We start from the raw sequence: 18,930 nt of genomic DNA, 5'->3' as shown, positions 1-18,930 counted from the left end.
GTTTCATTCGCAGCCTAACCTTTATCGGAGAAATTTGAAAGTCTGCTTGGACGCTTCCCGGTAGGTAGGGTCAACGGAGGAACCGTTGATCATGCCAAAATCAATCGATTGCGACATTCATCCCGCCTTGGCGTCGGTCAAGGAGCTCATCCCATTTCTTGATCCGTACTGGCGGGAAATGGAGGAAAGCCGCGGCACGAATGCTCTTTACATGTCGAGTTATCCGCCGGCCATGCCACTGTCGGCGGGGCTGGGATGGAAGACCGGAGACCCTCTGCCTGGTGCCGACGTCGAAGCGGTACGCCGACAGGTGCTCGATGTCGGCGGTTGCGATGCCGCGATCTGCAATTTGCTGTCAGGTGCAGCGATGGTGGCCAATCCTTATTATGCGGCCGCTCTCTGTCGGGCTATGAATGACTGGCTTGCTGAGACCTGGCTCGCCCAAGACCGACGGTTCCGCGGCTCCCTCGTCGTTTCGATCAACAACGTTCCCGCGGCGGTCGAGGAGATCGAGCGCCGCGCCGGTGACTATCGCTTCGTGCAGGTGCTGCTCTATCTCGGTGGCGAAACGCCCCTTGGACGAATGCAGTTCTGGCCGATCTACGAAGCTGCGGAAAAGGCCGACTTCACTATCGGCATCCATCCCGGCACAGCCTACCGTCACGCGCCGACACCGACGGGCTGGCCCTCATTCAGGGCCGAGGATTACGCAAACATTCCTTCGGCCTTCGAAAGTCAACTGATGAGCCTCATCAGCGAAGGCGTTTTTCAGAAATTTCCGAAACTCCGCGTGGTGCTGTTGGAATCCGGCGTGACGTGGCTGCCCGTCTTCATGTGGCGTTATGCGAAGCTGTGGCGGGGCACACGACGGGAAACGCCCTGGCTCGACCGTTCGCCCGAGGAGATCATTCGCCAACAGGTCTTTGCTTCGCTTGCTCCCGTCGATGCCGCCGATCCGGCGCGCGGGATCGAGCAACTTTGTGAAGCGGCCGGTTCGGACGGCATGTGGCTCTATGCGAGCGACCACCCACATTGGCAATTCGATGATCCCGATCCCTTCCGTGGTCTTTCGTCTTCGCTGCGGGAAAAGTTCGCGACCGAAAATCCATGCTCGGCCTATCCGAGAATTGCGAGAATCCTCAATGTCTGACGCACGCTCTTCGTCCGCCGGCATGACCGGCCCCATCGACTGTGACATCCACCCTGGCATGACCTCGCTTGCCGAGCTCTTCCCCCATCTTGAAGGCAGATGGGTCGATCATCTTCAGTCCTATGGTGTTCATCTTCGCCAGACCTTCGCCAACACCATGACCTATCCGAGGCTCGCGCGCGACACTGCCCGCAGCGACGCTTGGCCGCCCGGCGGAAAACCACCCGGATCGGACCTCGATTTCCTTCGCGAGCAGCATCTGGATGCGCAAAACATTGCCTACGGCATCCTGCAGCCGCTGCGGCCGGGTGTCGCCTCCGAGCGGAATCTTTCCTTCGCCGCAGCACTCGCGAGGGCGGTAAACAGCTGGCAGGTCGAGAAATGGTTTAAGCCTGAGCCGCGACTGAAGGGAAGCATCGTTGTCGCGCCGGACGATGCGGATGCCGCCATTGCCGAGATCGAGCACTGGGCCGGCCATCCCGGTTTCGTGCAAGTCGCACTACCGCCGAAATCGCTGGAGCCGCTGGGCCGCAAGCGATATTGGCCGATCTTCGAAGCCGCCGCCAACGCGGGGCTTCCGATCGGTATTCACGTCTCGGGCGTCGCCGGACACGCGATCACCGCGAGCGGCTGGCCATCCTTTTATGCCGAGGACCACAATTCCAACATCGCGGCCATCCAGGCGACCGCCATCAGCCTGATCTTCGAGGGCGTCACCACCCGCTGGCCTGATTTACGCTTCGTGCTGATCGAAGGCGGCCTCGGTTGGTCGACGGCGCTTGCTGCGCGCCTCGACCGCACCTGGGTGAGGTTTTCCAGTGAACTTGCCCATCTGACCGAAGCGCCGTCCATACATCTCAAGCGCAGCTTCCACTTCACAACCCAGCCAATCGAGGAGCCGGATCGAAAGGGAATGCTGACCGAGATGCTGCGCGAAGTCGGGATCGAGCGGATTCTGTTTGCCAGTGATTACCCTCACTGGGACTACGACGACCCGCGCTATGCGATCCCCGGCGACCTCACCTCTGTCGAACGTCAGGCGATCCTGCGCAACAATGCGGCTGCTTTGTATGGATTGACGCTGTGAAGACGAAGTATCTCATCTGCCCAAAGGTCGATCTCCCTGTCGGTGAACGTCGCATCGTGACGATCAAAGGGCGCGAGATCGGCGTCTTCAACGTCAAGGGTAATTTCTACGGCATGCTGAACCGCTGTCCGCATGAGGGGGCCGCGCTTTGTAAGGGGCTCATCGGCAGCCTGGTGACGTCGCAAGAGCCCGGCAGCTTCATGATGCACCGCGAAGGGGAGATTCTCCGCTGTCCATGGCATGGCTGGGAGTTCGATATCCGGACCGGCCAATCCTACTGCGATCCCGCGAGCGTCTTCGTGAAGCAGTTCGATATACACTGTGCTCCAGGCGCCAAGGTCGTTGAAGGCCCATTTGTCGCCGAGACATTCACCGTCAGCAGTGAAGGCGAGTACCTCTATGTCGAGCTCTAGTCCAACTGTTGCACGCGTGCTGATCGACCCCGCCGGGCTGGAATTCAGTGTAACCGAAAAGGAACCGCTTCTTCGATCGGGTTTGCGTGCCGGGCTTCCGATGCCGCACGATTGCTGCACGGGCAATTGCGGTACGTGCAAGTTTCAGCTGCTCGAAGGAGAGGTGCTACAGCTCTGGCCTGAGGCGCCGGCTCAAAACGCCAGAGATGTTGCACGCGGTCGGTTCCTCGCATGCCAGACGACGGTGACGACCGATGCGCGCATCAAGGCTCTCGGCTGGCCAGGCGAACTTGTACCCAACCGTCCAGCGCGCATGGAGGCCGTCTTGGCCGAGCGCCGGCGCCTGACGAAGAGCTTGAGCCATTTCCGCTTCAGGACAGAATTGCCTGCGGTATTCCTGCCCGGACAATTCGCGCTGATTGCGTTTTCCGGGGTCGAAGGAGAACGGGCTTTCTCCATGTCGAACCTTCCAAATGCGGAGGGCAACTGGGAGTTCATCATCCGCCGCAGCAATGGTCCGGGTACCGCCGCACTTTTCGACATGCCTGTTGGCCGCAAGGTTCACATCGACGGGCCGTTCGGCAAGGCGTTTCTGCGGGAGACGGATCGCCCGGTCCTGTGCATAGCGGGAGGGTCCGGCCTGGCACCGATCATGTCGATCATGCGCCGGCTGGCGCAATCGGAGGGGGGAGGGATCATCGATCTTTTCATCGGTGCCCGGTCGGCCGACGAGCTGTGCCTGCTCGATGAAATCGAAAGCTGGCGGAGAGCCTCGCTAACCAAGGCGAATTACGTCATTTCGGCGGGTGACCGCAGCGATTGGGGAGGGGACGTTGGCTTCGTCCATCAATTTCTAGTCAGTCGCTGTCGGCGACCTCTTTCCGATTATGAAGTCTATCTGGCCGGCCCACCACCGATGATCGATGCGGTTACGGCCGTGCTGCGAGACCATGACGTTCCGGCGCAGGACGTCCATTTCGACCGTTTTTACTGAGGTGCGACATGAGCGAACGGCTTTGCAGATTGAGTGAAATTGATCCCGGCAGCGCTGTGGCGGTGGATCATCCGCATTTCGGTAGGCTAGCGATCTACCACACCGAGGAAGGGGTGTTCGCCACCCAGGATCTCTGCACGCATGGCAACGCCAGCCTGGGGGATGGCTGGCTCGAAGGGACTGAGATCGAATGCCCCTTGCATGCCGGCCGGTTCTGCGTGAAATCCGGAAGGCCGACAGAAGCTCCGGCCGAGAAACCACTGAAGATTTTTAAGGTTGAAGTTGAGAACGATTGGATTGTCGTTTCGCAGGTCTGAGAGGCTCAAACTTTGATACCTGGCGGGGCTGAGCAAATGCACGATCTCCTTCTGGGCAATCAGTCACTAAGCTGCCTTGTAATCGCGGCCTGAAGCTCGCTAGCGGCAGCCCCCAACGGTCGATTTGCGTTCCATACTACACATACGTCCATGTGGGCGGCCGGAGCGAGCGGTATTGCGCGAAGGTCGGCAAATGCCGTATCTCGGGCAGTAAAGCCATCAACCAAAGCAATCCCCGCGCCAGCTTTGACGAATCGACAGGCGCTTTGACCTGACTGGACATGAATGGAGCTGTCGGGAAAGAGCCCCCTGGCGGAAAACAATTCTTCGACGAGACGCCGCTCGGGCTGATCCTGCGAGTGCATCACAAGCGGGTATTTCGCGACGTCTTCGAGGCTCACCTGCTTTAGCTTCGCGAGATCGTGGATCTGTGGTACCACACAAAAAATGCCGATCTGTCCTGCCGTCTCGGTGATTAGTCCTGGATCCTCCAACAGTGGAACATTGAACCCGATGTCGGTTCGGCCTTCGAGCAACGATCGCATCAGCGGTAGCGGGGTCAGCAATTCGAGCTTGATCCTCACGTTCGGGCGATTGGTTCGAAGGGCGGTGATGAGCGGCGGCAGGACGTCCACGCCGAGGCTGGGAGAGGCGGCAATGCGGAGTATTTCTGGCAGCCCCTGGCGAAGATCGGCTGCGGCCAGCCGAACACGTTCAATCCCATCCCAAATGTTCTGAATTTCGTCCAGAAGACGCATTGCCTCAGGCGTTGGCAGCAATCGCCCCCGGACGCGGTGATACAGTCGCACCTGAAGTCGATCCTGGATATGCAAAAGAATCGTGCTGATCGATGGTTGGGACACACCTAAAAGCCGCGCCGCATCACTGACCGTGCCTGTCACCATGAAAGCGCGGAAGACTTCTATCTGGCGGAGACTAAGCATGATGTCCTCAAGCGATCCATAGAGAAAGGTTATACCCTACCAAAGCCTACGGCATAGCGCTGAAGCGGTGCATCCTTCATAAAATCAAGTGTTACAGGAGGATCACATGAAAAACCGTATGTATGAACCGATCAACGAACCCTGCGCGTGGCTTGGAAGCGAACTTCAGGATGAAAAGTCCTGGTTGACCCAGTTGACATCCCGTAATCTCGAAGAAATCGAAGCGGCGCTCCAAAATGTCAAAGCGCGCGATTTGAAAATGGAGGAAATTAGTCCATCGGATTTCGCCATTCCTTCTTTGGAGTCGACACTGAAGCATATTGGAGAAGATCTCGAAAACGGACGGGGATTTTCGCTGATCCGTGGTCTTCCGGTTCAGCGTTGGGGAACGGAGGATTCCGCCCTCGTCTATTGGGGGCTTTCGACGCACATCGGCACGCCGGTTTCGCAGAATCACAAGGGGGATCTTCTCGTACCGGTACAGGACGCGGGGCTCTCAGCCAGCGATCTCAACGTTCGGGGTCCGCAGACGAGCGCCAAGCTGTACTACCATTCTGACTTTGCAGATATCGTCGGGCTCCTGTGCATGCATCCCGCCAAGGAGGGCGGCGTGAGCCGGATTTGCAGCTCGATCTCAATTTACAATGCTCTAGCTGAATCCGGACGGACGGATCTCATCGATGCATTCTACGATGGGTATTATTTTGATCGGAAAGGCGAACAGGCACCCGATGTCGCAGCGGTTAGCGACCATCCAATTCCGATGTTGAGCTGGCACAATGATCGATTGAGCTTCCGATACGTTCCGGGCTGGGCAGAGTCTGCCGTGAAACGGACCGGCAAGGCCTGGAGTCAATCGCAGCATGAGGCCATCAACGAGGTTAATCGCATTTCGAACGACCCGCGATATTTTCTCGACATGGACTTTCAGCCAGGCGACATCCAGTTCCTGAACAATTATTGCGTCTTGCATTCACGAACCGCTTTCGTTGATTTCCCAGAACCAGAGCGCAAGCGTTTCCTTCAGCGGATCTGGCTTCGCGCCCATCGGGGGCGCGATCTTGCAGACGATTTCGACCATCTTTTCGGATCCGCATCAACGCGTGACGGTATTCCCGCCCATCTGCGAGAACTAGCTTAATCAGGAACAGAGAGCGCTCTCGCCCTTGCGCGAAGATAGCCAATGGTGCAGGAGCGCTTCCGCACCGTTTTGCTTCAAATCAGAAAACGACTGTTATCCACCAAACGAGGGGCTAAACGGGACCTTGATGGTGCAACACGCCTGAACTTTATTATCGGTGATCCCATCGCACACGTTAAATCACCAAGCGGTGTTACAGATATGCTCAGGGCACGGGGTCGCAATTCAATTTGCATTCCCGGTCATGTCGCAATGGAGGACTTGGAAACGTTCTGGCGCGGTATGCTAACGCTGAAAAATCTCGATCGGATCATCATCACGTTGCCCCATAGGCTCGCAGCTTTTTCGATAGCCATGTGATCATTCGCTCCTTTTCATCATGATGGCCCCCGGCACAGAATTCCTGACACTCCCCGCCAAAATCGGAATAGCAGCTTCGAACGCCGGCGCTCCCTGCTCTGTCAGCTCGCAGACGGCTTGGGCCATGAATGAGCGTCAGTGCTTGCGGCGCGTCTATGGTGGGTGGCGTGAAGGATTTGCCGTCGACGAGACGATGAAGCAGGTTCAGCACATGCGTCCTGGTCGGAATGCCGGACTTCAGTGCCATGTCGACCGCCGACAGGACGGCCTGTTCATCGTGCTGAAGGACCAGCGCCAGGTTTTCGGCCATCTCTTGATCGCCGCCTGGCTTCTTGACCAGGTATTGCTGCAAGGTCCGGAATGCATGGGGGAGTTCGGCGAATGGTGCGCCATTGCGAAGCGCACCTGGCTTTCGCTGCACGACCGCCAGATAATGTCGCCAATCATAGATCGTCTGCCCCGGCCCGTCATGGGAGCGGCTGATAATGCGGCTGTGCTCGCAGACGATCTGGCCTTCCGCGGCGACAGCGCAATTTTTACCGGATGCCTGTGCTGCCGATTGATTAATCCGGTTCACTAATAATCCACTGATGCCCGTCTGTTCGACGACAGTCGCAGACGTAATATCCGCGAAGAACGGTTTCCCGACCCGAGGGCGGTGACGACGTCTGTCGAAGGGCAATGCCCAAACATCAGGGCCATCGCTACTGTGCTGCAAGCATGCAGCAAGGCGATGGCCCTCTTTGGAGAAAGATACAGCATTGTCGACCATTGCTTGCCGATCGGGATCAGGGGACACCCGGCGCCGAGTGTCCACCAGAAGGTCGACTGTACCCAAGCCCGTCCGAAAGCCTCAGTGCAGAATGCGTGCAGGGGTGGTCGTGAGATCCGCTGTGTCTTCAGTCCAGCGATCCAGATCGATCCACGCCGGAAGAACCGAAATATAAAGGAGAAATCGATGAAGACAGCACTGATTACTGGCGGCGCCGGTGCCGTCGGGGCGGCGGCGGCACGCTTCCTCGCAAGCGTCTGCTGGGGGCTTGCTGGGCTGAATGTGCTCAGGGCTATATGAGCATGACGGCCTGAACGTCGCCGCGTGTCTCATTCTTGAGCAAACTCCGCAGGTGGCAGTCCCGACTTCGTCAAGTATAAGATAGGACAATCCGACTGATTTTTTATCTTACCCGTGTCCATACAGAACGAGCGTGCTTTATGATCACTTTTAAGCAGCTGGAGGCATTCTTTTGGGTGGCCGAGCTCGGAGGCGTTAACGAGGCTGCTGATCGACTTGGTGCGACACAATCTGCTGTTTCAAAGCGGGTTCAGGATCTAGAATACGCACTTCAATTGGAGCTGTTCGATAGAACAAAACGGCGCGTTCAGCTGACACATGACGGGCGCCGGATGCTGAAGCACACCGCGGAGATTTTGCACCACCGCACTCGCCTGCTAGACGATGCGAAGGCTGCTCCAACGGTACGAAGTTTGCGACTTGGCGTCACGGAGCTAACGGCCACTACCTGGCTGCCTGCTCTCGTGAGCCGAATTCGCAACAGCCACCCTTCTGTCACTGTAGAGCCAGTGGTCGAAGCCAGTGCGGCGCTTGTCGAAAAGTTGAGAGTAGCCGATCTGGATATGGCGGTAGTTCCTGATGCGTTCAGAACTCCGGAGTTTGAGATTATTACACTCGCTGCGGTTGAATTTTCCTGGCTTTGCAGTCCTATTTACGCGCCTCACCTTAGCAGGATCCCGCTGAGTGCTCTGAAGGACTACACAATTATCGCACAACGACATGGTTCTGGTCTTGGAGATTTGATTGTACGATGGCTTGATAGCAACCACGTCAGTCTCGGTAGCGCGATTTCAACGAGTAGCCTCGCTGCGCAGACCTCACTCACACTCTCTGGGCTGGGGATCAGTTATCTCCCGCGCAAAGCCTCAGAAGGGCTTATCGCAAACGGCGCATTGAAACCGATCGAGACATCGCCGCCTCTGCCGAAAATTCCATATTGCGTCATGTACCCAAAGGGTAAGGCTGACGACTTCCTCCGCTTCGTCATGGCAATCGCAAGCGAGATCTGTGATTTTGGACGGCTAGCCACTGCGACCCAAGGCGTAGATTAGTTTCCTTTTGGGAATATTAAGAAGAAATTAAATTCCATTGACGACTTAGACGTACAGAGGCAGTTTGATCTCATCAGAGATCAATGAAAGCCACCGAAATGCTTGCGAAACGCCTCGAGCTGATAAAGCCCTCTCCGAGCGTAACTGCGATGAGCCGCGCGAACGAGCTCATTGCAGCCGGTCACGACATTTGTAATCTGGCTGGCGGTGAACCCGACTTTGAGACACCGGTGCATATCATCGACGGCGCGTCTGAAGCTATGAGAAGCGGCGCGACGAAATATACGTCGGTTGACGGAACGAAGGCCTTAAAGGAAGCAATTGTCGAAAAATTCCGCCGCGAGAATGGGCTCCACTACGAGACCAGCCAGATCTCCGTTGGCGCTGGTGCGAAGCAAATCATATTCAACGCCGTCACGTGCAGCGTCAATGATGGTGACGAGGCGATCATTCCTGCCCCGTACTGGGTTTCCTACCCGGACATCGTTCGCTTCAACGGCGGTTTACCGGTTTTCGTGACGACCAGCGCAGCTCAGGACTTCAAGATTACGCCCGACCAACTTCGGGAAGCCCTGACACCCCGTACCAAGTGGCTTTTCTTGAACTCGCCGAACAACCCGACGGGCTCGACCTATACCTCGTCCGAACTCGCAGCTTTGGGGCGTGTATTACGAGAGCACCCAGATGTCCAGGTCTTAACGGACGACATCTACGAGCACATTCGTTATGACGATAGCAACTACACGAGCTTTGCGGCGGCCAATCCCGATTTGTTCGATCGGACCTTGACGATCAACGGCGTTTCCAAAGCCTATTCGATGACGGGATTTCGAATTGGCTACGCCGGCGGGCCTCAGCCGCTCATTAAGGCAATGGCGATGCTGCAGTCTCAAAACAGCGGGAACCCCGCGTCTGTGAGCCAGGCAGCAGCGCTGACAGCCTTGAAGGGAGGAATGGACTTCTTCCCGGCTTGGCTCGCAAAGTATCGTCAGCGCCGTGATTACGTAGTATCACATCTCAACGCCGTCCAAGGTCTCTCATGCCCAACTCCGCAAGGAGCCTTCTATGTCTATGTGGGATGCGAAGAGATCATCGGTAAAACCTCTCCATCCGGGGTCCGCATCAGCAACGACACCGACGTCGTGATGTATTTGCTGAACGATTATGGCGTCGCCACGGTTCAAGGCGCCGCTTACGGTGTTTCCCCAGCATTCCGGATTTCTTTTGCGACGTCGCTAACGACGCTTGAGAAAGCTTGCGCGCGAATTGCAGCTGCCTGCGCAGCTCTTCGCTGAACTTGAACGGGCCGGTGGCGCCTCGGCCGCCCCGGAGAAGAAAAAGACAGAGGCTTCAGAGTGGTGAACGAAGGAAATCGACATGAAACTTGTTGCTATTGCTACCTTGATCGCTGCGAGCATCTGCTCCGCAGCGCATGCGGATAAACTCGCTGACATCAAAGCTAAGGGTTCGCTGACCTGCGGCGTGTTTGGAGATCTTGTGCCTCTCGGCTTTCAGGATCCGAAGTCCCGGACCACCGTCGGCTTCGATGTAGATGTCTGCGCAGGCGTCGCAAAATCTCTCGGCGTGAAACTGGAACTGCAAACGCTTTCCGTTGCATCCCGTATTCCCTCTTTGACGACAGATCGCGTCGACGTCGTGGCAGCGGCGATGGGCTACACAGCCGAACGGGCCAAGCAAATCGCGTTCTCGTCGGCCTATATACAGGTTCCGATTCCAGTTCTCGTTAAAACAGCGTCCGGCATCAAATCGTTTGACGACTTGAAGGGTAAACGGGTCAGTGCGATCCGAGCCTCGAACCCGGAAGCCAAGGCAAGGCAAGTTCTGAAGAACAGCTCGATCATCACCTACGACGATGGCCCCTTGGCTTTCCTGGCTCTTCAGCAAGGTAAAGTTGATGCGATGACGATATCGCAGGCGGCGGCAGTCGGATTCCGCAACCGTGCTGAGGGTCAAGTCGTCTTCCTCGATGAGGTTCTGCATTGGGAACCCGACTGCATCGGCGTGAAGCTCGGGGAAGCTGCTCTACTGGAAGCAGTTAACAAGTCGCTGGCCGACATGGAGGCTAGTGGCGAGCTTCAAGCGATATGGGACAAGTGGTTCGGTCCCAACACGGAGTACAAGCTGGAGAGGGTCAAAAAGCTGACCGAGTTGAAGGATTTTCAATAGCTTCTAGCGGCAGGGCGCTGCGGCGCCCTGCATCGGAAAGGCGGTCGCAATGTTTTCTTCCAATTCCTTGTCCATCCTCGGGCAGCCAGACATCCAATATCTATTCATCGAAGGGCTAGCCCTCACTCTTCAGCTGTTTGGGCTCTGCTTCGTTCTGGCATTCGCGCTCGGGATCGCCTTGACGATCACTCGGATGTCGCTGCAGCCGGCTGAATACCTCGTGCGCGTTTTCGTGGAATATCACCGTAACGTTCCAGTGCTCGTTCAACTGCTCGTATGGTATTTCGGGGTTCCCCAGCTCATTCCTCAGCCGCTCAAGCCTTGGGCCGATGCACACCTCACAGAATTCTTCTACGCAGTGGTGGCTCTCAGCCTCAATTCCGCGGCGTACATTACCGAAGACTTTCGAAGCGGCATTCGCGCTTTGCCGCAAGGGCAATACGAAGCTGCTCGGGCCCTTTCCTTGTCGCACCTTCGCACATTGCAACTGATCATGATTCCTCAGGCTATCCGCGTTGCAATGCCTGCGCTGGTCAACCAGACGCTCAGTCTCCTCAAGTCCACGACACTGGCCATGGCTATCGGCGTCGGAGAATTGATGTACGTCGCGCGTCAGGTGGATGGTCAGACCTACGCGACCTTCGCCGCCTTCTTGGTTCCGACGATTGTCTTCCTCGTTTTGACCCAAACGGTCATGGCTCTCGGTGACTGGCTTGGAAGACGATCCAACAGGGGGAGGCGCGGTGCATGATCGACATCCTTAACACCTTTGGCCTCGGGCTTCTCATCGGCGAGTTTCCTCACGGGCCAATTGGAGGGATTGCTCTCACCTTGATACTGTCGGCCGCCGCATTGGTGACCGCGTTCCCGCTCTCCATCGCAATCGCTCTTGCACGAACATCCAATCTGCAGATCTTGAGGGCGCTGTCCTCGGGGTACGTTTACCTCGTGAGGGGTGTGCCGCTGATCCTGCTGATCTTCTGGGCATATTTCGTCGTGCCTCTCTTGGTTGGCTACAATACGTCAGCCCTGGCGACGGTAATAACTGCGCTTGTCATCTACGAAGGCGCGTATCTGAGCGAGGCAATCCGGGGATCGATAGCCTCTCTACCGCCAGGACAAATGGAAGCGGCCCGCTCCTTGGGGTTGGGCTACTGGCGGACCCAGTTTTACGTAGTTCTCCCCCAAGTCCTGTACAACGCGCTCCCAAGTATAATCAGCCAGTTCATCATGCTGATCAAGGACACATCTCTGGCCTACATCATCGGCGTTCACGAAGCTACATTCACCGCTACGCAGATAAATGCGCAGTTATTCACGAAGCCGTTTGAAGTCTACGCGCTCCTGGCGAGCATCTATTTCATGATTTGCTATGCCCTGAGCAAGGTCGCGCGCGTGGTCGAGCAACGCATCAAGGACCGAAGATCTCAGGACCTTAAGGCAACAAGCAGTTCGGTGACATCTCTGCAGGAGGCCCGCCCATGATCGAATTTCAGCAGGTTAAGAAGTGGTATGGGAGTTACCAGGTCCTGCACGATGTATCCGAACGTGTTGAGAAGGGCGAGGTCGTGGTTGTGTGCGGGCCGTCAGGCTCCGGAAAATCAACCCTTATCCGCACAATCAATCGCTTAGAGCCGATCCAGGAAGGCAAGATCCTTGTCGATGGCATTGACCCTAATAGCAGGGACGTTGATATCAATCAGTTCCGGACAGCGATTGGGTTCGTCTTTCAGCAGTTCAACCTCTTTCCGCATCTGTCCGTCCTTTCGAATCTGATGTTGGCACCCGTGAAAATCCGACGAATGAGTAAAGCCGCAGCGAAAGAGCTGGCGATGTCTTTGCTCGCAAGGGTCGGCCTGGAAAACAAGCCCCATGCCTATCCGGATCAACTTTCTGGCGGCCAGCAGCAGCGTGTCGCGATCGCGCGATGTTTGGCCATGAGCCCGCCGATCATGCTCTTTGATGAGCCGACAAGCGCACTTGATCCGGAGATGGTCGGGGAGGTTCTACAGGTCATGAAGCAACTCGCCTCCGAGGGCATGACAATGATTTGTGTCACGCATGAGATGGGTTTCGCTCGCGAGGTGGCGGATAGGGTTTGGTTCATGGCGGACGGTGCGGTTCTTGAACGTGCGCCCCCTGAAGTGTTCTTCAATTCTCCAACTCACCCCCGCGCGAAGCGCTTCATCTCCGACATCCGCAGTGCGTGAAGAGTTTCTCGACGCTATCGAACGATTGACCGATTAAAGGTGGAACATGGATCTGGAAATTAAAGGCAAGACAGCCCTCGTGTTGGGCGGCGGTGGCGGGCTGGGATCAGCAATCGCCGTATCACTCGCCCGAGAGGGTGCGAACATCGCCGTTGCAGACGTTGATGTTGATGCCGCGGCGGCCGTGTCCGAGCAAATTGAAGCTTCTGACGGGAAGGCGCTCTCGCTGCGATGGGACCTTTCCGAAATCGACACGGTAGAGCCAAATATCAGGAAAATCGCTGAGCAACTCGGCTCCGTTGATATCCTGGTGGCGATCACGGGCGGCCCTCCACCAGGACCGATCGTTGGTCAACCAAGCCATGTCTGGCAGACTTTCTTCAACAGCATGGTTCTCTCTGTATTCGCCATTGCAGATGCTGTCATTCCAGCCATGAGTGACAAAGGTTGGGGCCGGATCATCACCTCTACTTCCTCGGGAGTGATCGCCCCTATCCCAGGACTTGGGATCTCAAACGCGCTGCGAACATCGCTGACTGGCTGGTCGAAGACCCTGGCTGGTGAGGTGGGGAGCAGAGGCATCACTTCGAATGTCATCGTCCCGGGGCGTATTCTGACGAAGCGCATCGACTTTCTCGATGAGAAGAAGGCTGAACGTGAAGGACGTTCCGTAGAGGACGTCCGCAAACAAAGCACCGCTTCCATTCCGGCTGGCAGATACGGGGACCCTTCTGAATACGCCGATGTCGTGACTTTTCTCGCGAGCAACAAAGCCTCGTACGTAAATGGCTCCGTGATCCGCGTTGACGGCGGCTACGTTCCCTCGATCTAGAAAGAACACACACATGCAGCACCATGAAATCGTAGACACGCTATCCCGGGTTTCAACCGCCACGATCACAACTGTTTTGTTGAAGAAGGGTTTGCGCAACTCTTGGATCAGAGGATCCGCACCATTGAGGGTAGGCCAGCCCAGGATCGTTGGCCCCGCATTTACCCTCCGGTTCGTTCCGATGCGCGAAGATTTGGCGAGCCCCGCCTCGTGGAGTTCGCCCACCTCAACGCGAGCGGCCGTCGAGGCCATGCCTGAAGGAGCTGTTGTCGTAACCGATGCAGTCGGGGCGAAGGACGCGGGGATATTTGGCGATTTGCTTTGCGCCAGAATGAAAAAGCGCGGCGTGGCAGGGCTCGTCACGGATGGAGTCGTGCGCGATGCGGTCGGCATCCGCGCGACCGGCCTTGATGTCTGGGCGGCGGGCATTGCTGCGCCGCCCGCCGTTGCCAGTCTTTCGTTTGTGGGCTGGCAGGAAACCATTGGGTGCGGCGGAGTGGCGATCGTCCCCGGTGACTTCGTTGTGGCGGATGACGACGGCGCCGTGATCATTCCGGCCGCTCTGCTTGACGAGGTTGTCGCGATCGCTCCTGAACAGGAGAGAGAAGAGGCTTGGATCTTCGACGAAATTAAAAAAGGAATTGCTTTGCCCGGGCTTTACCCGATGAACGAGGAAACCCGGAAGCGCTACCAAACCGGTGATCAAGAAGCTCGCTGAGCATTCGTCGCTATTCGGACGCAACCGAGCGTCGGATCTATCAAATCAAAACTCCCGAGAATGGTGATGACCGCTATGCGTCACCCCCAGGTGGACGCATGGCGGAACACATCACGCGTGGCACAGCTGCCTAAAGGGCCAAGGAGCGCATCACAATGCATCAAAAGATTGCAAAAGCGTTGGAAAATACAAACCGTGGCTTCCTCTCCGACGTAGATGCTATGTTCAGCAGAGCGGCAGAGTTGGTCCCAATGCAGGAGGGCCTCGCGGAAAAAATCCGGATTTGCAACGAAACCTATGTAACACGTTTCGGCGTTCGTTTGCGCGGTCGAATGTACACATTTGAAGGATGGCGCTCGGTTCATACCAATCATCCCTCTCCGGCCAAGGGCGGGATCCGTTATGCCCCCAATGTCGATCAGCATGAGGTTGAAGCGCTAGCCGCGCTGATGACTTACAAGTGCGCGCTGATGGACCTTCCCTTTGCCGGCTCTAAAGGGGCGCTTAAAATTAACGTTTCGGATTGGACGGAGGCAGAACTCGAGCGGATCACGCGCCGCTTCACACAGGAGCTGGTGCGCCAGAATTTTCTCAGCCCTGCCCTTAACGTTCCGGCCCCGGACGTCGGGACATCGGAACAGACAATGGTTTGGATCGGTAACGAGTATCAGCGGATGAACCCGCACGATATCAATGCTGCGGGATGCGTCACAGGCAAGCCGATCGCCGCAGGCGGTATCGAAGGGAGAGTGGAAGCGACGGGCCGGGGAGTTCAGTACGCGGTCCGGGTATTTTTCCAGACCGAACGTGACCGAAGAAAAGCACGTGTTCCTTCGACCCTGGATCAGTGCAGAGTGGTCGTTCAAGGCTTTGGAAATGTCGGCTATCATGCCGCAAAGTTCCTGGCTGAAGATGGTTGCCGCATAACGACAATCATCGAGCGCGATGGTGCCATTACCAATGCCGACGGACTTGATATCGAAGCGCTGAAAGAGCATGTCCGCATCCATGGAGGAGTTGCTGGCTTTGAAGGCGGAACCTTCGGCAATGACGGCGAAGCTGCTCTCGAAAAAGAATGCGAGATCTTGATCCCGGCCGCCTTGGAGAGCGTGATCAACGAAGACAACGCGAGACGCATAAAAGCTGCTGTAATCGCAGAGGCCGCCAACGGCCCGGTGACTTACGAAGCCAATGAGATCCTCAGAGAACGAGGGGTGGTGATCATACCCGACCTTTTCGCGAACGCCGGCGGTGTTACGGTAAGCTATTTTGAATGGGTGAAGAACCTCACCCACATGCCATTTGGGCTTATGGAGCGCCGACAGCGGGAGCACGAGCACCTTGAACTGGTAACGGCCCTTGAGGGCGCGCTCGGTGTTAAGCTGGCCCAAGGAAACTTCGGCCGGTTACAATTGGGGGCGTCCGAGATAGACCTTGTTCGATCCGGTCTTGAGGAAAAAATGCACTCAACTTATAGGCGGATGTCTGATCTGTGGAATTCAGATTCCAAGATCAGCGATCTGCGCACCGCAGCATACGTCATTGCGATTAATCGACTGAAAGCCATCTATCAAGCGATCGGTATCTGAAGTCCGGTGCACTATCATGAAGCCGGAATGATTGCTGTCCGTTAGGCGGCAGCCGCATCACGCCGAATTAGTGATCTCAAATTGGCGCCCCGATTATTCCCATCTCCACGACTAAAGCAATGTCTCTGATCCACACCTTGATCAAATGGCGCAGCGCGTCCTTCCTCAGATAAGCATCCGGAATCCGTGACAGCGAGGCCCAAGTTTTATTACCTAGAAGGAAGCTGAGCGACCGCGCAGCGTAGCGATCAATGGGTCGGTCGAGAGCCTTAGCACCTAGTAAGGAATAGACATGTTCCGGGATACTTCGAACTTGGCCGATTCAAATATGTCGGAATATGAAGGATGCTTTGGTTCCCTATCTGATACAAGTTTAAGTTTTAATCGATTTAACACGGCCTCTCTTGGGCAGCCGTCACAATGAAGTTCTAAACCGTTGTAGAATTTCGTGTTATAGCAAATACCATGAGGCAAATTTTCACATTTTCTTTACACGCAAAAAGCGCTTTTTGCTTCCAGCAATGCCCCTTCTGCGTATGATGCTGCTAAACGATGGAGAGGGCTAGCTGGCGCCTCGGCCGGCATCCCGCGAACATCTGACGGATGGCTGCGCCATGAGCTCGTTTGAAAACCGGCAAAGATTCCACCGCATCGGTAGGAAGCCGTTCATCATCTTGATCAGCTTCTGGCGCTTGTCCGTATTGGACCGCGTTTCGCTCGCGACAAGGAACTGGAGCCATGATCAAGTCGACCGGCGATAATTTGCCCAGATGCGTCACTGAAAAAACTGCCCCGAAGCCTGCGGTCCTGGCACTCTGACATGGACGCCGGGCCTCGCGTTGCATTTCACTGTTCCTCGGCAAGCCCAAATCCGAAGCGCGGAAAAGTTCGCAGCTCTTACGGGAGTTGACCCGCCATCTTCCCGGAAGCCGAATATTCTAACGAGACTTTGATCGGCGAGAAGAGGCGAAGCTGGCTCCAGCTTTGATTGTGAGCGTTGATAGCAGACACACGCGACGTCTATTGCATATTTCGAAGAATTGGCTCCATCGGCATGGTCGTTTTTGAGCGAGATGATGTTCTCCTCAGGCGGAAGAACCCTCCAAGGGATCTCATGCTCGGAGATATCAACGATGACCTGGTTGCGATGTTAAGACGACTGCGGGCGCAGAATGTTCTCTTCGGCTTCATTTCGGACCAAAGAGGTATGGCTGCTGCCTCGCGTGGATTGGCGGAATACGCCCCGCTAACGAAGATGCTCGACGACCTGCTAACCATTCGCGGCGCCGCCCCTGACTTCTGGATCGCATGGGATATCTCCCTGAGCGGCAGCAAAGCCGAACTTCAATCGCGAAGTGAACGATCCCACGACCTCGCAGACGGAATGATCCTGCGTGCGCTAGAGTGGTATGACGCCGATAAGAACGGAGCCGTGATCGTCAGTAGTTCCTTGGCAGGTACTATCGCGGCAAAAGGAGCGGCCATTGCTGCTCTCCATTATTCCGGTTGGCGAAGCAGTCGAAGTCCTGTGAGCGCAGGGAAGACAGACGCCGGCCGCCCTGCCTCTTCCCCTGAGATAACCGATATCCAACAGCTTTATGGCGCGCTCGAACAGATTTTAGGGCTGGTCGACCGAAGATCAGCCTAGACGGGATGAGAAGCGCGCAGCGTTGGCCGCGATAGGATTGGCTTGTGATATTGGCTGACAAGCGAACGCATTGCCAAATCATGTGCGAGAATTGCAGCCCCTTCTACGGTGGCGTTTGCGCCTTTGGTTGATAACTCGATCTGCGTATCCCGGTTTCTGGCCCTGAATTCGTCGATGACAATTTCGGCAAAGGCCGCATTCCGTGAGAGACCGCCGCCCAAGGCCATTACTGAAGGATCAAGGATGGCTGCCGCGGCCGCCGCTATGCGCCCGAGCGCAACCCCATGTTCACGCATAAGCGCGGCTGCGATCGGATGCTCCATCTGTCCAAGCGCGAACAGTTCTTCGGCAATGCGCGGGGGCGCCTCACCACCGGGCCATTTTAAAAGTGCACTTTTCATCAAGCCTCGCGACCCATACCTTTGTTCTATCGCATCACGCGGCGATACCACATCTGCCGACCAGGACAGGGGAACCTGGGCCAGTTCGCCGCTCCCACCCTGCCCTCCTCGAATGAGGGCGCCATCGCAGAAAAATCCAAGTCCTATGCCGACGCCGATCTGCATATAGACGGCGTCATCGTGGCCGCGCAGGGAACCGGTCGCGTGCTCGGCAACCGCTGCACAGTTCACGTTGTTTTCGATCAAGATAGGACAGAGTGCAGAAAGTTCAGCGGTGGAGCAAAACGCGTCTACCATGTCAACGACAAGCGAACCGCGATCGGCGACCCGTTCGAGATTTCTTGGCACGACCTGGTTCAATGCAAGCGCAACGGCATGCAGAGACAGCTTTGCCCCCAGTTTTTTCGCCGAAAGGGCAACGTGTTCCCCGGCAAGTTTCGCCGCGGTTACCGGTTCACCATGATGACGCACGCAAATATCTTGCAAGACCGTGCCATTCAGGCCCCTGGCAAGAATGCTCACCTGTGTCGACCCAATGTCCACGCCAAGAACCCAGCCGGCCTCATCACTGACGCCGTAAACAAGGGTCGCACGACCTCGCAATCCTTGCTCGCGGCGGATCTCCAGAACCATTTTCGAAGCCGCCAACTCAGCAAGGGCCGCCGTCACTGTCGGGAGGCTGATTCCCACGCTTTCGGACAATGTCTTGCGGGTTGCCTCCCCGAGCGACACCAAGGTCGCAAAGGTTGCTTGCGCCACCTGAGACATCTGCTTTCGCCCGACGAAATCCATCTCTTCTCCATCGAATCCACGAA

The 18,930-nt window shown here is 56.5% G+C and carries 19 protein-coding genes and 1 pseudogene; 17 read left to right on the top strand and 3 right to left on the bottom strand.

Features of this window, described 5'->3' with window-relative positions; translation table 11 throughout:
- Positions 1-91: 91 nt before the first annotated feature.
- The 5 genes from ACMGE0_RS27250 to ACMGE0_RS27230 are packed head-to-tail and all read left to right on the top strand — an operon-like array spanning position 92 to position 3,961.
- Complete coding sequence (locus ACMGE0_RS27250) at positions 92-1,150, top strand: amidohydrolase family protein (RefSeq protein WP_436819023.1); 1,059 nt, start codon at positions 92-94, stop codon at positions 1,148-1,150.
- Positions 1,143-2,237, top strand: coding sequence for an amidohydrolase family protein (locus ACMGE0_RS27245; RefSeq protein ID WP_436819022.1), 1,095 nt, complete (start codon positions 1,143-1,145; stop codon positions 2,235-2,237). The genes ACMGE0_RS27250 and ACMGE0_RS27245 overlap by 8 nt, the downstream gene beginning before the upstream one ends.
- Positions 2,234-2,650 (top strand): Rieske (2Fe-2S) protein, encoded by a 417-nt coding sequence (locus ACMGE0_RS27240; RefSeq protein ID WP_436819021.1) that lies wholly within the window; start codon positions 2,234-2,236, stop codon positions 2,648-2,650. Before ACMGE0_RS27245 ends, ACMGE0_RS27240 begins: the two co-directional genes overlap by 4 nt.
- Positions 2,592-3,644 (top strand): 2Fe-2S iron-sulfur cluster-binding protein, encoded by a 1,053-nt coding sequence (locus ACMGE0_RS27235; RefSeq protein WP_436819020.1) that lies wholly within the window; start codon positions 2,592-2,594, stop codon positions 3,642-3,644. The genes ACMGE0_RS27240 and ACMGE0_RS27235 overlap by 59 nt, the downstream gene beginning before the upstream one ends.
- Positions 3,645-3,652: 8 nt before the next feature.
- Positions 3,653-3,961, top strand: a complete 309-nt coding sequence (locus ACMGE0_RS27230; RefSeq protein ID WP_436819019.1) for a non-heme iron oxygenase ferredoxin subunit — start codon at positions 3,653-3,655, stop codon at positions 3,959-3,961.
- A 59-nt stretch (positions 3,962-4,020) separates the two neighbouring features.
- Here the strand turns inward: ACMGE0_RS27230 and ACMGE0_RS27225 are convergent, their stop codons facing one another.
- Positions 4,021-4,905 carry a LysR family transcriptional regulator gene (locus ACMGE0_RS27225; protein ID WP_436819018.1) on the bottom strand — a complete coding sequence of 295 codons (885 nt, stop codon included), beginning with the start codon at positions 4,903-4,905 and terminating at the stop codon, positions 4,021-4,023.
- Between the two features lie 106 nt (positions 4,906-5,011).
- On the opposite strand from ACMGE0_RS27225, the gene ACMGE0_RS27220 reads away from it, so the two are divergent.
- Together ACMGE0_RS27220 and ACMGE0_RS27215 are read left to right on the top strand one after the other, a co-directional pair.
- Complete coding sequence (locus ACMGE0_RS27220; protein ID WP_436819017.1) at positions 5,012-6,046, top strand: TauD/TfdA family dioxygenase; 1,035 nt, start codon at positions 5,012-5,014, stop codon at positions 6,044-6,046.
- A 42-nt stretch (positions 6,047-6,088) separates the two neighbouring features.
- Entirely contained in the window at positions 6,089-6,406 is a 318-nt protein-coding gene (locus tag ACMGE0_RS27215) for a hypothetical protein (RefSeq protein ID WP_436819016.1), read from the top strand.
- Between the two features lie 118 nt (positions 6,407-6,524).
- On the opposite strand, the pseudogene ACMGE0_RS27210 reads toward ACMGE0_RS27215, so the two are convergent.
- A pseudogene (locus ACMGE0_RS27210) lies at positions 6,525-6,932 on the bottom strand (IS21 family transposase); the annotation flags it as partial.
- Positions 6,933-7,618: 686 nt separating this feature from the next.
- Between ACMGE0_RS27210 and ACMGE0_RS27205 the strand changes: the two are divergent.
- From ACMGE0_RS27205 to ACMGE0_RS27160, 10 genes are all read left to right on the top strand, one after another.
- Positions 7,619-8,530, top strand: coding sequence for a LysR family transcriptional regulator (locus ACMGE0_RS27205; RefSeq protein WP_436819015.1), 912 nt, complete (start codon positions 7,619-7,621; stop codon positions 8,528-8,530).
- An 83-nt stretch (positions 8,531-8,613) separates the two neighbouring features.
- The gene (locus ACMGE0_RS27200) at positions 8,614-9,825 is read left to right on the top strand and encodes an aminotransferase class I/II-fold pyridoxal phosphate-dependent enzyme (RefSeq protein WP_436819014.1); all 1,212 of its coding nucleotides are present in this window, start codon (positions 8,614-8,616) and stop codon (positions 9,823-9,825) included.
- A gap of 82 nt (positions 9,826-9,907) precedes the next feature.
- Complete coding sequence (locus ACMGE0_RS27195; RefSeq protein WP_436819013.1) at positions 9,908-10,717, top strand: transporter substrate-binding domain-containing protein; 810 nt, start codon at positions 9,908-9,910, stop codon at positions 10,715-10,717.
- Positions 10,718-10,766: 49 nt separating this feature from the next.
- Positions 10,767-11,468: an amino acid ABC transporter permease gene (locus tag ACMGE0_RS27190; protein WP_436819012.1), complete on the top strand. Its 702-nt coding sequence runs from the start codon at positions 10,767-10,769 to the stop codon at positions 11,466-11,468.
- Positions 11,465-12,202, top strand: coding sequence for an amino acid ABC transporter permease (locus tag ACMGE0_RS27185; protein WP_436819011.1), 738 nt, complete (start codon positions 11,465-11,467; stop codon positions 12,200-12,202). Before ACMGE0_RS27190 ends, ACMGE0_RS27185 begins: the two co-directional genes overlap by 4 nt.
- On the top strand, positions 12,199-12,927 hold the full coding sequence (locus tag ACMGE0_RS27180; protein WP_436819010.1) for an amino acid ABC transporter ATP-binding protein: 729 nt from the start codon (positions 12,199-12,201) through the stop codon (positions 12,925-12,927). Before ACMGE0_RS27185 ends, ACMGE0_RS27180 begins: the two co-directional genes overlap by 4 nt.
- Before the next feature lie 46 nt (positions 12,928-12,973).
- Entirely contained in the window at positions 12,974-13,759 is a 786-nt protein-coding gene (locus ACMGE0_RS27175) for an SDR family oxidoreductase (RefSeq protein ID WP_436819009.1), read from the top strand.
- Between the two features lie 13 nt (positions 13,760-13,772).
- Positions 13,773-14,477 carry a ribonuclease activity regulator RraA gene (locus tag ACMGE0_RS27170; RefSeq protein WP_436819008.1) on the top strand — a complete coding sequence of 235 codons (705 nt, stop codon included), beginning with the start codon at positions 13,773-13,775 and terminating at the stop codon, positions 14,475-14,477.
- Between the two features lie 155 nt (positions 14,478-14,632).
- The gene (locus ACMGE0_RS27165; RefSeq protein ID WP_436819007.1) at positions 14,633-16,066 is read left to right on the top strand and encodes a Glu/Leu/Phe/Val family dehydrogenase; all 1,434 of its coding nucleotides are present in this window, start codon (positions 14,633-14,635) and stop codon (positions 16,064-16,066) included.
- 1,054 nt (positions 16,067-17,120) lie between these two features.
- Complete coding sequence (locus tag ACMGE0_RS27160) at positions 17,121-17,714, top strand: hypothetical protein (RefSeq protein ID WP_436819006.1); 594 nt, start codon at positions 17,121-17,123, stop codon at positions 17,712-17,714.
- Here ACMGE0_RS27160 and ACMGE0_RS27155 read toward each other — a convergent pair.
- Positions 17,711-18,907: an ROK family protein gene (locus ACMGE0_RS27155; protein ID WP_436819005.1), complete on the bottom strand. Its 1,197-nt coding sequence runs from the start codon at positions 18,905-18,907 to the stop codon at positions 17,711-17,713. The two genes, ACMGE0_RS27160 and ACMGE0_RS27155, sit on opposite strands and share 4 nt — an antisense overlap.
- Positions 18,908-18,930 lie beyond the last annotated feature (23 nt).

The organism is Neorhizobium descurainiae (assembly GCF_051400715.1).
Classification (GTDB): domain Bacteria; phylum Pseudomonadota; class Alphaproteobacteria; order Rhizobiales; family Rhizobiaceae; genus Neorhizobium.
This window is presented reverse-complemented; position numbering and strand designations above follow the sequence as displayed.

What these genes read in the sequence shown, in the direction of transcription:
- ACMGE0_RS27205 (WP_436819015.1), top strand. Translation starts at nt 7,619, where the DNA reads ATGATCACTTTTAAGCAGCTGGAGGCATTCTTTTGGGTGGCCGAGCTC.
- ACMGE0_RS27175 (WP_436819009.1), top strand. Translation starts at nt 12,974, where the DNA reads ATGGATCTGGAAATTAAAGGCAAGACAGCCCTCGTGTTGGGCGGCGGT.
- ACMGE0_RS27230 (WP_436819019.1), top strand. Translation starts at nt 3,653, where the DNA reads ATGAGCGAACGGCTTTGCAGATTGAGTGAAATTGATCCCGGCAGCGCT.
- ACMGE0_RS27185 (WP_436819011.1), top strand. Translation starts at nt 11,465, where the DNA reads ATGATCGACATCCTTAACACCTTTGGCCTCGGGCTTCTCATCGGCGAG.
- ACMGE0_RS27165 (WP_436819007.1), top strand. Translation starts at nt 14,633, where the DNA reads ATGCATCAAAAGATTGCAAAAGCGTTGGAAAATACAAACCGTGGCTTC.
- ACMGE0_RS27155 (WP_436819005.1), bottom strand. Translation starts at nt 18,907, where the DNA reads ATGGATTTCGTCGGGCGAAAGCAGATGTCTCAGGTGGCGCAAGCAACC.
- ACMGE0_RS27160 (WP_436819006.1), top strand. Translation starts at nt 17,121, where the DNA reads ATGGTCGTTTTTGAGCGAGATGATGTTCTCCTCAGGCGGAAGAACCCT.
- ACMGE0_RS27250 (WP_436819023.1), top strand. Translation starts at nt 92, where the DNA reads ATGCCAAAATCAATCGATTGCGACATTCATCCCGCCTTGGCGTCGGTC.
- ACMGE0_RS27200 (WP_436819014.1), top strand. Translation starts at nt 8,614, where the DNA reads ATGAAAGCCACCGAAATGCTTGCGAAACGCCTCGAGCTGATAAAGCCC.
- ACMGE0_RS27220 (WP_436819017.1), top strand. Translation starts at nt 5,012, where the DNA reads ATGAAAAACCGTATGTATGAACCGATCAACGAACCCTGCGCGTGGCTT.
- ACMGE0_RS27245 (WP_436819022.1), top strand. Translation starts at nt 1,143, where the DNA reads ATGTCTGACGCACGCTCTTCGTCCGCCGGCATGACCGGCCCCATCGAC.
- ACMGE0_RS27225 (WP_436819018.1), bottom strand. Translation starts at nt 4,905, where the DNA reads ATGCTTAGTCTCCGCCAGATAGAAGTCTTCCGCGCTTTCATGGTGACA.
- ACMGE0_RS27170 (WP_436819008.1), top strand. Translation starts at nt 13,773, where the DNA reads ATGCAGCACCATGAAATCGTAGACACGCTATCCCGGGTTTCAACCGCC.
- ACMGE0_RS27215 (WP_436819016.1), top strand. Translation starts at nt 6,089, where the DNA reads ATGGTGCAGGAGCGCTTCCGCACCGTTTTGCTTCAAATCAGAAAACGA.
- ACMGE0_RS27190 (WP_436819012.1), top strand. Translation starts at nt 10,767, where the DNA reads ATGTTTTCTTCCAATTCCTTGTCCATCCTCGGGCAGCCAGACATCCAA.
- ACMGE0_RS27180 (WP_436819010.1), top strand. Translation starts at nt 12,199, where the DNA reads ATGATCGAATTTCAGCAGGTTAAGAAGTGGTATGGGAGTTACCAGGTC.
- ACMGE0_RS27195 (WP_436819013.1), top strand. Translation starts at nt 9,908, where the DNA reads ATGAAACTTGTTGCTATTGCTACCTTGATCGCTGCGAGCATCTGCTCC.